This window comes from uncultured Maribacter sp., from assembly GCF_947495965.1.
In the GTDB taxonomy this organism is placed as follows: Bacteria; Bacteroidota; Bacteroidia; order Flavobacteriales; family Flavobacteriaceae; genus Maribacter_B.
On sequence record NZ_CANMBB010000003.1, the window covers coordinates 165,067 to 181,980 of the forward strand.

Annotated in this window: 15 protein-coding genes and 1 pseudogene; all 16 read right to left on the bottom strand. The window is 33.5% G+C overall.

Annotated elements, in window-relative coordinates; all coding sequences use genetic code 11:
• Window positions 1–46 precede the first annotated feature (46 nt).
• Window positions 47–1,294 carry a DGQHR domain-containing protein gene (locus tag Q0820_RS08620; RefSeq protein ID WP_298486999.1) on the bottom strand — a complete coding sequence of 416 codons (1,248 nt, stop codon included), beginning with the start codon at window positions 1,292–1,294 and terminating at the stop codon, window positions 47–49.
• Window positions 1,294–1,866, bottom strand: a complete 573-nt coding sequence (locus Q0820_RS08625; protein ID WP_298487001.1) for a hypothetical protein — start codon at window positions 1,864–1,866, stop codon at window positions 1,294–1,296. The genes Q0820_RS08620 and Q0820_RS08625 overlap by 1 nt, the downstream gene beginning before the upstream one ends.
• Before the next feature lie 3 nt (window positions 1,867–1,869).
• Complete coding sequence (locus tag Q0820_RS08630; RefSeq protein ID WP_298487003.1) at window positions 1,870–2,265, bottom strand: DndE family protein; 396 nt, start codon at window positions 2,263–2,265, stop codon at window positions 1,870–1,872.
• Window positions 2,258–4,324 (bottom strand): DNA sulfur modification protein DndD, encoded by a 2,067-nt coding sequence (gene dndD, locus Q0820_RS08635; RefSeq protein ID WP_298487005.1) that lies wholly within the window; start codon window positions 4,322–4,324, stop codon window positions 2,258–2,260. The genes Q0820_RS08630 and dndD overlap by 8 nt, the downstream gene beginning before the upstream one ends.
• Window positions 4,311–5,669 (bottom strand): DNA phosphorothioation system sulfurtransferase DndC, encoded by a 1,359-nt coding sequence (gene dndC / locus Q0820_RS08640; RefSeq protein ID WP_298487007.1) that lies wholly within the window; start codon window positions 5,667–5,669, stop codon window positions 4,311–4,313. Before dndC ends, dndD begins: the two co-directional genes overlap by 14 nt.
• A gap of 11 nt (window positions 5,670–5,680) precedes the next feature.
• On the bottom strand, window positions 5,681–5,983 hold the full coding sequence (locus Q0820_RS08645; protein ID WP_298487009.1) for a helix-turn-helix transcriptional regulator: 303 nt from the start codon (window positions 5,981–5,983) through the stop codon (window positions 5,681–5,683).
• A gap of 103 nt (window positions 5,984–6,086) precedes the next feature.
• The gene (locus Q0820_RS08650) at window positions 6,087–6,752 is read right to left on the bottom strand and encodes an ATPase (protein WP_298487011.1); all 666 of its coding nucleotides are present in this window, start codon (window positions 6,750–6,752) and stop codon (window positions 6,087–6,089) included.
• 31 nt (window positions 6,753–6,783) lie between these two features.
• Window positions 6,784–7,032: a hypothetical protein gene (locus Q0820_RS16980; protein WP_366941654.1), complete on the bottom strand. Its 249-nt coding sequence runs from the start codon at window positions 7,030–7,032 to the stop codon at window positions 6,784–6,786.
• Window positions 7,033–7,322: 290 nt separating this feature from the next.
• Window positions 7,323–7,601, bottom strand: a complete 279-nt coding sequence (locus Q0820_RS08660) for a helix-turn-helix domain-containing protein (protein ID WP_298487015.1) — start codon at window positions 7,599–7,601, stop codon at window positions 7,323–7,325.
• A 326-nt stretch (window positions 7,602–7,927) separates the two neighbouring features.
• Window positions 7,928–8,773, bottom strand: coding sequence for an RteC domain-containing protein (locus tag Q0820_RS08665; RefSeq protein WP_298487017.1), 846 nt, complete (start codon window positions 8,771–8,773; stop codon window positions 7,928–7,930).
• A 187-nt stretch (window positions 8,774–8,960) separates the two neighbouring features.
• Window positions 8,961–10,226: pseudogene (locus Q0820_RS08670) on the bottom strand (efflux RND transporter periplasmic adaptor subunit); the annotation flags it as partial.
• Between the two features lies 1 nt (window position 10,227).
• Complete coding sequence (locus Q0820_RS08675) at window positions 10,228–10,758, bottom strand: DUF3347 domain-containing protein (protein ID WP_298487020.1); 531 nt, start codon at window positions 10,756–10,758, stop codon at window positions 10,228–10,230.
• 30 nt (window positions 10,759–10,788) lie between these two features.
• Entirely contained in the window at window positions 10,789–12,003 is a 1,215-nt protein-coding gene (locus tag Q0820_RS08680; RefSeq protein WP_298487022.1) for a TolC family protein, read from the bottom strand.
• Entirely contained in the window at window positions 12,000–15,710 is a 3,711-nt protein-coding gene (locus Q0820_RS08685) for an efflux RND transporter permease subunit (protein WP_298487024.1), read from the bottom strand. The genes Q0820_RS08680 and Q0820_RS08685 overlap by 4 nt, the downstream gene beginning before the upstream one ends.
• 107 nt (window positions 15,711–15,817) lie before the next feature.
• Window positions 15,818–16,198 (bottom strand): hypothetical protein, encoded by a 381-nt coding sequence (locus Q0820_RS08690; RefSeq protein WP_298487026.1) that lies wholly within the window; start codon window positions 16,196–16,198, stop codon window positions 15,818–15,820.
• 128 nt (window positions 16,199–16,326) lie between these two features.
• Window positions 16,327–16,692, bottom strand: coding sequence for a hypothetical protein (locus Q0820_RS08695; RefSeq protein ID WP_298487027.1), 366 nt, complete (start codon window positions 16,690–16,692; stop codon window positions 16,327–16,329).
• Between the last annotated feature and the right edge of the window lie 222 nt (window positions 16,693–16,914).

Consider the following 16,914-nt stretch of genomic DNA (forward strand, 5'->3'; position numbering starts at 1 on the left):
TATTTCATTAAGTTGGTTTTAAAAGAGTATTTATACATAAAAACAATTAAGAGACTATTTTTTCAGGTAAACTAGCATCTTTATTTTTTGTTATTTCTCTATAAGTTTCTAATAATTTCGGTTTTTTATTTTCAGGTAATTCATTTAACAAATAAAGGCATAAATCATATGATAAATTTTGATTTTTAGCTCTAACCTCCATTTTTCCATTATTCCAAATCACTCCATTCAAAGGACTTTCTGGAAAAACAAAACATAATTTATTTATATTTTTACTAAATAAATCCAGGCTCTCTTTTTTATAATAATAACAATAGATTCTCGTAATTAATATCAATCCTACAGGTCTAAATAATAAATATTTATTATTCAACCTTAATTCAGATAAATTAGAGGTTCTATCAAGAAAATACTTCTTGTAATCTTCTATATCTCTAATTATTCTATCATAAAAATCTGTTACTATTTTATAAAATGCAGTAACATTTTCTTTATCGTTTTGACTTGTGCCATTGGGTAATCTATAGAGTTTCTTTAAATGGATATTTACTGTATGAAGAGTGATTAGGTTAGTAAAATATTTATCATCATCTTTTTCAAGGTTTGCCTGTTCTGATACAGATATAATACTTTTAGTATTTTTCGAGAAGTTCGCATAATCCTGATATAATTTTCTAGCTACAATAGCTTTTATATCATCTTCGTCAATTATAATTCTATCACCTTTTGAAACCTGTTTTGCATTCGTGTTTATATCAGAAAAAAGTCTTCTTGTACGTTTTCTTCCATCGTTATCATCCACATGAGCTATAAAAATCACAGGGTATTGGTCTTCCAAAACACTATTTTCAACATTAGCATCTAAACACTTCTGATAAGCAATTTTTATACCTTCAACTCTATGTTGCCCATCAATAGCAAAAATTTTCTCATTACCATTGAAAATCATTATCCCCATGGACGACTCTGAATTTTCAATATCTTCACCCTTTAAAACTGCATTAAATTTATCTGTTAAGTCAAATTCAATCCATTTAGGTACATTATCAAATACTCCTAAAATAATAGAATTAAAAAATCTAGAGTCTTTTGAAATTAAATATCTTGCGATATCAGCTTTTCGTTCTTTTAGTTTTCGCTGTAAAACTTCATCAAGAGTTTTTGCTTCACGTATTTCTTTCACAGTTGAAACAGTATCCGAAATTTGTTTTGCAGACATTAGAGATGTGTAATACACCCAATCTCCAATAATCCCCCTAAGACAAGGAACAGCTAATTTATAATTATCATTCATCAAAAGGCATCTTTAATTGTTTTTATATCCACTGGGAAATCTCTAGAATTTCCAATAGGAAGAAAAAAGCCATGAAATGCTTTTTCAAGTTTTTCTAGATTTTGCCATGTAATATTAACTGTCGAATAAGCCACATGAGTATTTTTAAAATATTTACTTAAAAGTCTATGTAACTTTTTCCTCTTTTTAATTTCATTAAAATTAAAATAATCATTTAATCTTTCTTTTAAAGGTCTATTCGAACCTTTTTCACCAGAAATACCTACATAAATAACATACTTCGGAAAATCGTAAATTAGATTATTAGGCTTTACCGTAAACATATATATACCTATTTCATTTGTAGGGATTAATGTCTCTAAATTTGGCTTACTATCAAATTTAAACTCTTTCCAATCTAAAACACAGTTTAATGCATCTATCTCATTTTGATATTTTTCCCAATATATAGGGTCTAGGATAAATGTTTCTTCAGAATTTTTATATCTTAAATTATCTTCTAATTCTTTATACTTTTTAACAATTGTAGTATATTCAGCATCGAGTATATCTAACGTTTTTGTTGTAACCATAAACTAATTAATCTCTTTCAAAGCAGAATCTATTTTTTCTGTTAAAAAATCAAACCCATCAAACTTAGGGTTCTCATTTAATTCATTATTAAGTAATTCCAAGCCATCATCAATATGCATTTTAATATACTTAGCAAGATTTTTGTCTGATTTATATAGGTTATAATGTGTACAGATTAAACCAACATAAACATCTTCATATTCTCCTAATAATACTGATTTTGAATATTCTTTGCCTTTAGCATCTTTAATATGCTTTAAATCTAATCTTTTATCCTTAGACAATGAGTGTGTTAATGCTATTCTTGCAATAACATTTTCCTTTCCTAAATTTAATTTTTTACTTAATTGAGCTACAACTTCTCTGTTAGCCTCACTTGTTTTTATTTGCTTAAACATAGATACCTTCATTTAACTCATTAAAAACATTATCTAAATCTACATTTGTAATACTTGAACTATTATGATTAATATTATCAATCATATAGCTATTGTGTAAATTAGGTTTTAACGTTCTATATTCCTTTTCTGTAAGTTCTTTTTCTAACAATGGTAGCAATACTACTTGCTCTGAAATTGTAGGATAAAATTCTTCAATTATATTTTGAGAATGAAATTTATCAAATTTTTGAAGTGGGCTATCTATAAAAACTGGGAATTTTATTCCAGATTCATCTACTAGTGCTTTTAATAAAGCTGTTGCATATAATTGTTGCTCTCCTTTAGAAAGGGTTTCCTTATCTATTATAAATCCATTTTCATCAATTAAATCAATTATTAAGGTGTCATCATTTATTATGATTTTCACATCGTTAATAAAGTTTCCTTTATGCATTAACTTGTTAAGAATAAGCTTTAAGCCTTTTTGTAATGTATATTTTTTATCTTCCTTTATACGTGTAATTAAAGAATTGATTCTTTCTAATAAGTTTTGAGTAGCTTTTAACTTCTTATTATCAATTTCAACAAGATTGAATTTCTTTTCTCGTTCAGAAACCAATTTTTTGTCTGAACTATTTTTTGCTGATAATGTTCCTTCTTCAACTGATAAAGACCTGTTTTTAAGCTCTAATTCATCAATCTGCCTATCCGTAAGCATTTTTTCTTCTCTAAGTTTTACGGCTAAATGATTGTCTTTTCTCGCTTCTGCTTGTTTAATTTTGTTTAATGTTCTTGAGAGCAAAACACGGTTATTCTTTTCCCTTTGAACTATATTTTTGAGCTGCGAACTATATGCACCTTTTATATTACTGTATAGCGCATTAAAATTCCGATACTTTTCTTCATTAAATGCTAAAAGCGTTTGAGTATTCTGAGGTGTTTTTTCAAAACGCTGTTCTATTACCGATTCAATTATATTTTCAAACTCATTCCTATCCTTTAGACCAGATTTTTTAAGTTTTTCTAATAAGGTATTAGAAAAAGAAGTGATTTCTTTCTTGATAATATTATCAGATGCGATATTACTATTAAACTCTAAATCTAATTGTTCTTTTAATTGCGTGAGCTTTTTGCCTGCCAGTACTAAAGGTGCTAAATCGAGAATGGATGAAAGTTCCGATTTAATTACTGCGGATTCTTTTTTAAATGTATCTCGGTCTTTTTTTAACTCTTTTAATTCTTCTAATGTTATTGAATTACCTTCACGAATAAGCTTTTCTTGAATGTTACTACTACGCTGCTTTAAATTAGATAATTCTTCTGAAACCTCTTGTTGTTGTTCTAAATTATATTCTAGTAATTTAGATGAATCGTCAGCTTTTTTGTATAATTCTTCTAATTCTTTACGTTCTTTATCTGAGATTTCATCCCGTATTAATTTAGAGCGTAATGATTCAAGATTCTTTTTTAATTCTTCGTATTTCTTAATTCCTAAGACTTCAGAATACGCTTTATTTAAACTTCTTAACTCTTCTAGAGATTTAGCTTCAGCAAGCGAAACTATTTTCTCTGCATCAAAAAAGAAAAATTTGGCAATTTCTCTAGGTAATATAAAATCATTTATGAATAATTCGTAACCTACTTCTTTTGTTAACTCATTTTCTGAGCCATCAATCAAAATATTTAATTTCTCTTCTTTATCTCCTAAATTATAAGACCTCCTAATGGTTATAGAATTACAAGATAACGCAGGTATAGAAAGTTCTTCTAATTTAATTTCAACATAAAAACTTTGTTCTTCCGAACTACTATTCGCTTTTACATCTCTATTTAATAAGGAAATTAGGTAATTAGGATAACCTCCAGCTTGTTTAATATCAAGTCTGTATTTATTTTCTACTTGACCAATCAATTTTCCATAAAAAGCCCAAAGTAAAGAAGTTAAAAGTGTGGTTTTTCCATACCCATTTCTTCCTGCTATTACACTGATGTTTTTTTCAGAAAAAGGTGCAAAAGATAATTCGTTTACATCCTTATATATTCGGAAATTATGTAAGCTAACTTTACTTATTTTCATATTCCTTTGGATTTACGAAACGTTCAATTCTTTTTTCAATATCATTATGTAAACCATACTTTGACACCATTAAAGTCTTGGTTTCTTGGAGAGAAATAAGATTATCTATAAGGTGGTAATAATTCATATCATCTTCACAAACCTCTTTTAAAATCCTTTTTTCTGTATTATTTAGTGATTTTGTATTATTGGTATTCATCTCTTTACCAAAAATCTCACGATATAAATCTCCAACATTTTTATCAAAATATAAATCTCTATTCCAAGTAACTTGTATTGCTATCAATTCTTGATTTTTAATAAGATATATATAAGGTCTTTCCTTTTGGATTTCTTTCTGAATTAAAAGTAATTCTTTTAATTTTTTAAATCTATATGCTGGCCAATATGGTCCCCAATTAGTACCCTCTTCATGAACAGCTGGTCTTCCATCTCTTCTTTCTGGCATCCTGTTCTCGTGAATATTTCTTTCTTCAGCTAAGGAATTCCTATAGTTAAGTAATGGGGTCATCCAATGCTGTCCATTTTCTATTAATGCAGACATAGATTTATCCTTTTTAACAACAGTACATGTCCAACATCCAAAACGAGATTGACCACAAGAAGAGTGCTTTTTATTTACCACAACTGTAGGACATTCATAGTCATCTGCACTTGCATCTGAATAGATTTGAAACAGAATAGAATTATCAAATCCCCAAGGTGAAGCAAAAGTATTTATGATGTACCAAACTTCCTCTAACATTAATTCTTTAATAGGAGCATAAACATAAGTATTTACTCCTGTTTGATGTTTAGATAATCTTTGTCCTTGAATTTCATGTTTTTTCATTGAACGCTCTCTGGAAGCACTTTCTTCATATCTAGTACCTAGAAGTACAATTGCCTCACCTTTTTCATCTATTTGTTCAACGAGAAAATTTGAAGTAGGTCTAATCTTAAGCTTATCTGTACACCAACGAAAAGAATTGTTCGGAACAGGGTAACCTTTACCTAAAACATTTACCCAAAAAGTTTCTTCAAGTAAAGGAGCCGTTTTCTTAACAAAAACAGGAAGGTTTTGTTCTCTAGCTGCTACATCAATTTTTTCTAATACATCATCTACATAGGATGAAATAATTGGATTTTCAACTAAAGTATCATTACAGACGACATATACTGGTCTTCTTAATTGAAATGGAGTTGGTAAATTTTTAATTTTTTCCAAAGCTCTCCAAACTAATGTAAGTAATACTGTAGAATCTTTTCCTCCGCTAAAACCAATTATCCACGGTCTGTCTGACTGGTCTGCATATGCATACTGGTCAACTATTTCATCTATTATTTTTTCTATTCTTTTGGACATGGTATATATGTCTATCTATTCTTTTGATTCATATTATTTTGTTTACAGCTCATCAGTGCTATTTCTAGCGCATCACTAGTAAACTTATCATTGTCAGTTACTCTTAGAATTTTATCAGCTAACCATAATGTGTATAATTTACTTTCATTTTCTTTCAGAATGTTAGATAAAGGCTTAATATCTTCTTTTCTAAAAGGACGTAAGCCTCTTTCCATTTTACTTAACATTGCAGTATCTATTCTGAGCGTAGCTGCTAATTCCCTAAGTAAAAGATTCTGGTTTTCTCTGAGTACTCTAATGTGCTCTCCAATCATTTTTTTGTGTTCAATGCGGGTCTTGACAAATTTTGACCAAAATAAGAAATTATAACCTAAAATCTTAGATAATAAGGAAGACTTATAAAGAAAAAAATTAACATTATTTTCTCTTATCCCTGCTCCCCCTATCAAAAGCCACCAAATTAAAAAGCTGTCGCATTCGGCTACGAACACGAATACCATAAAGTTCTTCCAGTTCTGCAGCATTTAAGTTCGTAGTAGCATGAGTTTTAATTTTCTTGTCCAGAAATAAGTCATGACGAGATAGTAAAATTTCACCCATCACATTACAGTCTTTACCGTAGTGTCTACCCATAGGCTCAACACCTAAATCATCAAAACAAAAAAATTGGGTGTTTCCGTAATCTTCAATGGTCTTATAACCGATATGATTAAATCCAAAAACGATGTTTCGAGTGGGTACAACTTCGTAGGGTTTTCGGTGTGGTACTAGGTGTTTCAATAAACGAATCAAAGAGGTTTTACCACAGCCTACAGGACCAGAAAGCAAAATACCTTTGTCAATATCAATTTCAAACTCTTTGCACGCAATTCTATCCTGGATAAAATACAGGCATAGTTTGTATAGAATATCACGGTCTTCTTTATAGATTTTAAATTTCTTACCGAAAAGTAATTTCCCTTTAGCATCTAGATATACCAACATTTTATCAAAATCATACAAAATTTGATTGCCTCGCATAGTACCCAATACATACTGCACAGTTCCTTCAGTGATGATATGTGGTTTTAATAGTTGTTTCATATTACTTTCCCTTCGGATTAGAGCCCGACGATTATAATGGGTCATCATAGTTTTTATCCAAACTGGTCTTAAGGTTGTCCTGATATGGGACACTCGCCAAATAGTTTTCTTCATTTTCTGAATTTGAATTTTCTAAAAATTCCCGTTTGTTTATGTTTTTATTGTTTTCTATAGTTTGTATATGTTTGTTTATAGGTACCAATGCTTGTCCAGTACTTGTCTCTATTTTGGTACTGCTTGGGTACAAAGCTTGTTCGGTACTTGTCCCAAAATTGAACATCTTGATTCGACTTCCTTTAAATGGGTTGTGAGATGGTGTGTAGAGCAAGTAATTCCAATGACTCAACTCTTTGATACAACGATGGTAGGTAGACTTTGAGCCAATCTTTGAAAACCCCATGACTTCTTCGCGGTTGATATAGAATTCATCTTTAAAGAAATTGTGGTTCCAAATTTGAAACAAGGCCACATACAAACTGATGTGAGTTGGATTTAACCTATGGTCTTTGGAAAATTGCTCAAACACCCCATTGAGATGCTTGATATAATTAATGTCTTGCAAACCAAAATCTAGAATTTGTTATGAATTCTGTTTTGTTCCAACACCTGCATTATTTCCTGATAGTCGTAATACAATACTCCACCAATCTTGGTATAAGGCAATGTGCCGTTAATGCGTAGATTTTGCAAAGTACCTGGAGAAATACCCAAAAGCTCTCGGACTTCTGGAGATTTAAGCCATTTTTTGGCAGGCTGTCCGTTTTGGTTTTGTAAAAGTTGCTTGATGTCTTCTAATAATTCTAATTTGAATTCCATCAAGTCTTCAGTGGTAATAATAGTTGCTCCCATAAGTAAGACTTTTTTAGAAAACAAAACCGTCTTCAATCAGTTGAGAGATATTAGACGGCTTTGCATTGATTTAGCTCACGAACTTAATATTTCAATAAATCGGTGTTCGTGAATCTTCGATTTGACTTTCGTCCTACAAATTTGGTAAGTATTAATCTACTTTATTCAATAGGCAATCCCAACTTGGGTTCTTTTTTTACTCATTTTTAATGAGTTACATTAATACTATTTAATAACTGTAAAAAATATCGTCGCATCATTCACCAGCAAATAAAATGACATTGCCATAGGTAATTAATACACCCAACTTGGGTACAACTATGGTATTATTCATCGGAATCTTCGTAACGCTTAAGTAGTGCTGTTTTTAACTTATCAAGGAATTTAGTGTTGTTGGATTTCCTAGACCTTATTTCCACAAAGGTGTGATAATAATTACCTAAATCAATATTGTACAATCGTTCAAAAGCAGCTGCCATCTCTTTTATATCTGCAGTACCACTATTTACGGCACCACAGCTATGAAGCGCATAGATTAACTCAATTAGGTCAGTTTTGTGGGCTGTCCAAAATAAATGCGACTGTTGACTAAAAGGATTCATTGCCTGTTCCATACCATTGTTATTTTCAAGTTTATCAATTTCAGTTTTGAGATGAACAATGAGCATATCATACGCTATAATTGTTGCTACTGTACTGTCATGGCTCGTTGAAAACTGTTCATCTGTATAAAAAAGCAAACAATCTGGGAGCAATCGAATATCTGCCTTATTTCTTAAAAAGTATTGTTCATCTAACGAGGTTGCATTTCTTCGGTAATAATGGTAAAACTCCAGGTTCTCGTTAAAGAAACTTTGGAGTTTATCAATATGACCATTTAAGTATTTTGTTTGTGACTTTTTACTGCTACGAGGCCTTCTACTTTCTATATTAAACAGTTTTACATAGTAAATCAATTTACTATTCAATGAGGGTTTGATTTTTTTGAAAAAGGTAATTTCATCGTGTTCTGATTTAAACTCATGTTTATCGATTAATTTCCGTGTTTCCTGCAACGCTTTTTTAGCGAGTCTTATTCCTTTTTCAGCTCTAATCAATACATCTTCAATTCTGGTTTCTATTTCATCTAATTCAGTGCCTAATGTTTTCAGTATATCCTTATAGCGTTTCATTTATTGGTTAGTCTTTGTGACATTATTCACCTCTTTTGAGTTATATATCATCTCATTAGTTCAGTTTAAATAACAGGAATACGGTTTATTATACGTAATGAAATTGCATGTTTCAAGTTTATATTTCTGAAATATGAACCATAATATTTTCAGCACCTAGTTGCGAAGGACTCATATGTTACATATGATGCCCTTCATGTCCTGTCATTTTTTTACCTGCTTCTTTATTCATCATCGATTTTTTGCCTTGTAACTGTGCTGCAGCATCAACCGTAAAAGCTCCATTGGTTACAATTTCATTACCGTTTTCCAAACCTTCGAAAACTTCATAGTTTCCTCCTATTTCATCGCCTACCGCCACTTCTCGTAATTCAAAGACAGGTTTGCTAGGATTTGTTTTTATATAAACAACTGAACGTTCACCAGTCCACAACACTGCTGATGACGGCACTTTTAACACTTGTCTTTCATTTTGCTGAATGCCTTTTATTTTAGCCTGCACAAACATTCCTGGTTTAAAAATATCATCTGCATTTTTTAAGACCGCTCTTAGTTTCACTGTTCGTGTTCTATTATCCAAAATGGGGTCTATAAAATCTACTTTTGCCTTAAATTCCTTGTTAGCATAGGCATTGGTGGTTACCAATACTTCCTGCCCTTTTTTAAATAAATTAATTTGATTCTCATACACATCAAAGTTTGCCCAGACCGTATTTAAATTGGCAATTTTAAATAAGGGTTGCCCCATTTTGATATAATCGCCCTGATTCACAAGTTTTTCCAATACAGTTCCTGAAACTGTAGCGTAAACAGGAAAGTTATCCCTTATTTCTCCTGTCGTTTCAATTTGATTGATTTGCTGTTCCGAGAGTTTCCACAGCTTTAGTTTATTGCGTACCGCTTTGTATAGCCCTGGTTGAGATGCTTTTAAAGAAGCAGTAGTAATTAATTCTTGTTGTGCCGCATATAATTCTGGTGAATATATAGTTGCCAGTAATTGACCTTTACGAACGGTTTCTCCTGTAAAGTTCACATTTAAACGCTCAATTCTTCCAGAAAAATAACTAACCTGAACTAGATTGTTTTCTTCATTTTCAACAATTTTCCCAGATAACTTAATGACTCCATCTGCTGTTTCACCATGCCCTACAATAGAAGTCTGTACATTGGCTAAAGCCATTGCGTTTTTAGTTAACTTAAATTGATTTGCCTCTAATCCTACCGCATTATTTTCTGCGGGGATTAAATCCATCCCACAAATAGGGCAATCTCCTGCTTCGGGCTTCATAATTTGTGGATGCATGGAACAGGTCCACATTTGGTCAGCGGATTCAGATGAATGGTCATGTGTAACCATTGTATCTTTTTCAGCATTGGAGTTTCCGAATAGCAGGTAACCTGCTAACAATCCAAATAGAGCCGCCCCTATGATGTAAATACTATACTTTTTCATTTTAATTGATTTGTTTTTTCAGACTACCACATTTCAACATTCTAGAACCGAAATATGGGTTTTTAATCTCCTTAACTTCACTTAACCAATAGGCTCCCTGGTTATTATTTGCCATTGGGCAAAAATCCTGATACAAAGTCTTTTCCGTTCCTAAAAGTGCAACAAGGTCGTTTATGGTTGAACTTAAACCTTCAAAGTGCTTACGTTGATGGTCAATATCACTTTTAGCGATATGCCCTGCATGCTCTTTAGCATTTTCCATAATTTCCATATATGTTTTATGGGTTGCACCGGTAAGCTTGGTCATATCAAAACTTGAAAAGGCGGTAATCAATTCATTAGCACCTTTAACTGTAGCCTCTTTACTGTCAGCAACCAGGCCATTCTTAATTTCGAGATAGGCATTTACCATTGGTGTTGCCGCCGTAGCACTATTCTTGACTATTGTTTTTTCAGAAGAATTACCGTCTTTACAAGCATAAGCTGTTACTACTAAAATTGTGATTGCGATTAATGTTTTTACTGTTTTCATTTTTATTGTTTTTAATTATTATATAGAATTTTATTTGGTTAAATAGTTCAGAATGGCAAACTGTGAGTAATACCTTTTTACCGATTCTATTTGATTCAATTGAAATTTCAATTGCAGTTCCTGAATATCCAACACATCATTAAAGTCAATAGTTGCCGTTTCATAATTCTTGATGAGAATCTGTTCAGCATTTTTGGCTTGTTCCAGGTTTTTAGACTGCGTATGGTATGCTATGCGAGCTTCATTTCTGCCTGCAATAGCTTTGGCAAAAGCAGATTCCAATACGTTTAACCGTTCTTGCTTTTGAGATTGTATTTCAAACTGGCGCAACTCATTCTGTTTTGTTTTTGAACGATAACGCTTGTTGAAAATGGGAACGGAAAGAGAGACCATAGGCATGATAATATCTTTCCCATTATCACTAAAATTCAGATTTGCGCGTTCTTGGACAGGAAGATAATCCAGTCCAAAACCAATCTTTGGTGCACCTTCTTTCTGGTTGAGCAATTCTGCTTGCGTAACAGACGCATATAATCTATCAAAACGAAGTAATTCTGGATTCAGCCCAAGACTATCATCAACGATTGGTTCTGTTTGAGGTAAAATCATCTGTTGTACTACTTCTACCGTTATGTCACCATCTCGATTCAACAACCCGTTAAACACAGCCTGTTCTGCCACAAATTTCTCTTGCAAAATCTCTTTTTGCTGCTGCAATTCGTTTTGTCTAATTTGCAATCGAAGCACATCTACAGCACTGGCTTTATCTACTTCAACAGCGGTCAATGCTAGTTGTTCATAGGTTTCCAATAATTGAATGTTATTGTCCAATACAACTTGCTTCGCCTTAAGACTGTAGAGCACGTAATAGGATTGGGCTACATTTAAGCTTAGTCTTCTCTTTGCAACCAGATAATCTACATAATCCGTTTCCGCCATTGCCGAAGCATACTTTTCGCGTGCGGAAACAGTACCAAACCAGGGCAACATTTGCTTAACAGAAAATCGAGCTTTCTGAGCACCTGTTCTAGTCTCCGGTTCACTTATAAAATAACCTGTAGCAAACTCTGTATTGGGCAGCCAATTCGCTTCATTTACTTTTTCAGTGGCGATGTTGTAACGCAGCTCACTCGCTTGAATATTCGGATTGTTTTTTAAGGCTTCGTTTATGTAAGATTGTAATTGTTGCGCCTTGGCAAACCCAAAACCAAACAACAGAATGACTATTAAAAAAATACGTTTCATATGCTTGCTTTTTTAAGTTGAACTTCTTGCTTCCAGCTATATAACACGGGTACAACAAACAAGGTGATTAGTGCTATGAGCATACCCCCAAAGCTTGGGATTGCCATAGGAATCATGATATCACTTCCTCTTCCTGTTGATGTTAACACGGGCAGTAATGCAAGAATAGTAGTGGCTGTAGTCATTAAACATGGTCTAATTCGTTTTTCTCCTGCCTCCACAATGGATGCCCTTATTTCTTTTCTGGTTTTAGGGCTGTTTCTATCAAAAGTTTGGGTTAAGTAGGTAGCCATTACCACACCATCATCTGTGGCGATACCAAACAATGCGATGAAACCGACCCAGACTGCAACACTTAAATTAATGGTGTGCATTTGAAAGAGGTCTCTCAAATTTTCCCCGAAGAAATTAAAGTTTAAAAACCAGTCTTGACCATATAACCAAATCATTACAAAACCACCTGCAAAAGCAACGGCGATACCTGTAAAAACCATTAAGGATGTAGCTACGGAACGGAATTGAAAATACAGGATTAAAAAGATAATAATCAATGCTAATGGTACGACCATCGATAATGTTTTTTCGGCGCGTATTTGATTTTCATAGGTTCCCGTAAATTGATAATTGATTCCTTTGGGCACTATCAATTCGCCTGCATCAATTTTCTTTTGGATAAGTGCTTGGGCATTTTCAACTACATTTACCTCTGCAAAACCATCGAGTTTGTCAAACAGTACATAGCCCACTAAAAAGGTATCTTCACTTTTAATTACCTGCGGACCTTGTTCATATCGAATGGTTGCCAATTCACTTAACGGTACTGGGCTTCCTTTCTCCACGGGAACATAAATGTTCTTTAAATCGGTAGGCGTAGAACGCAATTCCCTAGGATATCGCACACGTACACCATAACGTTCGCGCCCTTCAACTGTCTGGGTCAAGACCATACCACCAACAGCTACTTTCAATACATTTTGTACTGCATCAATTGAAATACCATATCGGGCAATTTTTTCTCTATCTATATCAATCAGCAAATAAGGTTTACCTACAATACGGTCTGCAAAAACGGCTTCTTTTTTAACTCCTTCGGCTTGCTTTAAGATATTCTCCAATTGCACTCCAAATGCCTCAATCTGTTTTAAATCCTGTCCTTTTACCTTAATTCCCATAGGTGCCCGCATTCCTGTTTGCAGCATCACCAATCGGGTTTCTATCGGCTGCAGTTTTGGTGCAGAAGTCACTCCCGGCAACTTGGTGACTTTAACTATCTCTTTCCAAATATCATCAGGAGATTGTATTTCTGGCCGCCAATTGCGATAGAATTCGCCATTGGTATCCGCAATTAAATCTTCTTTTTTGATTTCAGGGTCGAGCTCAGTGCTTTCGTCTGAATTTGGATTGGGAACAAAACCTCCTTTTTTCAATGCAAACCACCCATCATCATTTACCTTATAGCGTTGGCGTGTTCCATTTTCATTCATCATATATTCCGATTTGTACTGAATCACGTTTTCATACATGGACAGGGGTGCTGGGTCTAAAGCCGATTCTGTTCTCCCAGATTTACCTACAACAGTTTTTATTTCTGGAATGCTTGCCACCGCCATGTCCAACTGTTGTAGCACACGTTTATTTTCTTCTACACCTGAATGCGGCATGGAAGTGGGCATCAATAAAAATGAACCTTCATTTAGTGATGGCATAAACTCTTTGCCAGTATTTTTCATGATAAAAAACCCACCAATGACGATAAGTGTGGGCACCGATAAAAACAGGGCTTTATTAGCCAAAGCCCATTTTAAAATACGCGTGTAATACCTTCTGAAGAGTGCAAAAACACCTAATAGTCCAAAACAGATAAGACTCACGAAAATGAGGTTCCAAAAAATATTTTTATCGACTCCCAATGGTCGCCAATATTCAGCTAAAAGAAAAATAATGGCTAAAGCGGATATGATGATATTGCATAGATTCGCTCGCTTTTCGGAAACTTTATCTTGTAGTTTTAACAAGGCCACTACTCCAAAAGCAATAACAATTACTCCTAACCAGTATCCATATACAAGCACTGTAATTCCCAAGAGGATGAGTATTCCATTTAGCAGGTAATTCAATCTTTTTCTAATGCTTTTCTTTTGAAATAAAAATGCTGCGAACGGTGGTATTAAGAATAACGCGACTATGATGGAGGCTGTCAGTGCAAAGGTTTTTGTAAAAGCCAGAGGTCTGAATAATTTTCCCTCTGCACCAATCATCGTGAAGACAGGAATAAAACTGATAATAGTAGTCATTACTGCTGTTACAATGGCACCTGAAACTTCGGCTGTGGCATTATAAACTATGGTGTTTATTGGTAATTTTCCTTTCTCTTCATCCAAATGCCTAATGATGTTTTCCGAAAGAATAACGCCAACGTCCACCATCGTTCCAATGGCTATAGCAATTCCTGATAATGCTACAATATTGGCATCCACACCAAAGAGCTTCATAGCTATAAATACCATTAGTACGGCTACAGGCAGTAAACCTGAAATGAGGATAGAGGCGCGCAGGTTAAATACCATTATGATAATGACCAAAATGGTAACCAATATTTCTAAGGTCAATGCCTCATTAAGTGTTCCCAGAGTTTCATGAATCAGTTCTGTTCTATCATAAAACGGAACAATGGTAACTTGCGAAGTCCCGCCATCTTTCAATACTTTAGACGGTAGTCCTGCACTTAGTTCCTTAATTTTTTCTTTAACGTTATTGATAACTTCCAAAGGATTGGCACCATATCTAGCAACCACGACAGCACCTACTACTTCTGCACCTTCTTTGTCTAAAACACCCCTTCTTGTGGCAGGCCCCAGGGTTACTTTAGCAATGTCTTTTATTCGTATTGTGGTAAAGTCTTCTGAAGTAACCGCAGCATTTTCTATATCGGCAATGGATTTTACATAGCCCAAACCTCTGACTAAATATTCTGCCTGATTGATTTCCAAAGTTTGGGCACCAATGTCTTTGTTACTTTCTTTTACTGCCTTTACAATGTGATGCAATCCAATATGATATTGACGCATTAGTTCGGGGTTAACATCAACTTGATATTCCTGAACATATCCTCCAATTGAGGCTACTTCGGATACACCGCTTGCCGATGACAATGCGTATTTTACGTAGTAGTCCTGAATACTTCGCAGTTCATGTAAATCCCAACCTCCTGTCACATTTCCATCTTTGTCCCGACCTTCCAAAGTGTACCAAAAGATTTGCCCTAAACCTGTAGCATCAGGCCCCAAAGCAGGGTTTACACCTTCTGGTAATAAGCCACTTGGCAAAGAGTTCAGTTTTTCTAGAATACGGCTACGGCTCCAATAAAACTCTATGTCTTCTTCGAAAATGACATAGATACTTGAAAAACCGAACATGGATGAGCTACGAATGGTTTTCACTCCAGGAATACCCAACAATGAGGTAGTAAGGGGATATGTTATTTGGTCTTCAATATCTTGTGGGGAACGACCATCCCATTTAGTAAATATGATTTGTTGATTTTCGCCAATATCCGGAATAGCATCCACAGCTACGGGGTCGCTTGGCAATAAACCTGTATCCCAATTAAATGGTGCATTGACCGTACCCCATCCTATAAAAAGGATAAGTAATAGTACCGCTACAAGTTTATTTTCTATTAGAAATTTTATGCTTTTGTTTAGCATTTATTTTGATTTTTAAACAGTTAGACATTGGTGTTGAAAAAACACCGAATACAAGAATTTTATCCTAATGGCATAGCCATAGGACAATACAGTCTAATGCTTAAAAATCAAATTAAATAGGTCTCGTCTAGCTTGTAGATTTGCCTAATGACGAGTGGCGGTGAATAATCGTTATAGGTATTTTCCTTTTCTTCTAATCCATCAAAAAGGTTTATATAGGAATATACAAAAGAGGCAACAAAGATTTGCTGGTCTAACGTAAGCTTGTCTATGGACAATTGCAATTCATCTTGTCCATCAACTACTATTTGTTCATCACTACAACAATTCTTTTTGGCAATGGAACACTCTGAAGTAGTAACTGTTTTTTCCATTTCCATTCCACAGGTTTCTGCGGTATGAAACATCGAAGTATCCACTAATACATCTCCACAATAATGCATATCAACAGTAAATGACAGCGTAGAGAAAAGCACTACGAGCGCCATTGTTGATGCCATTATTTTGTGGAAAATTTGTTTCATATGAAACGCAAAGCTATAAAACTTGATATTTTTTTGTTAAAATAATATGTTAAAATGGTTTCGACTGTGATTTAGTTTTAGAAAAAAATTGTTTACCAAATATTTATAGTTTCACTAAATTCTGAATCTCCTGTCACATTGATTTTTAGTTTAGAAGGAATAAAACTTTTTCCTTTATATTCTGGCTCAGCCGAATAGTTTAATTTTTTTCCGTCAGCTAATAATTCCTCAATCATTTTGTCAAATTTCTGTTTAAATACTTTAACAAATTCAGGAACATATAGAATATTCATAGGACTATCTTCTCCTCCAAATTCCAATGGCATTAAGTGAATTTCAGCCAATTCACCTTTTTTAAATAGTCCAATTGCTTTTTTATTACTATCTATTTTGCTAAAATCAGGCGCATTTCCATTTTCTGATTTCGAGTTATTGTTTTTCTTAAACCATTTAAACATATTCAGTAATTTTATTATTGATTTCGATTTTTTCTAATTGTTGTCAACAAGTTGGTATCGATTAAAGTTTTCGTATTTCTTGCATTTTTGTAAGTAATTAACTTGAATAAACCCTTTATAAACATTATAAAATCTAACCATATAAAGGGTTCTTTCAACTAACCAATCAAGGAACAATCAAAAAAATGAAAATCTTTATAGGGCAAAGTTAAATTGCGTTGC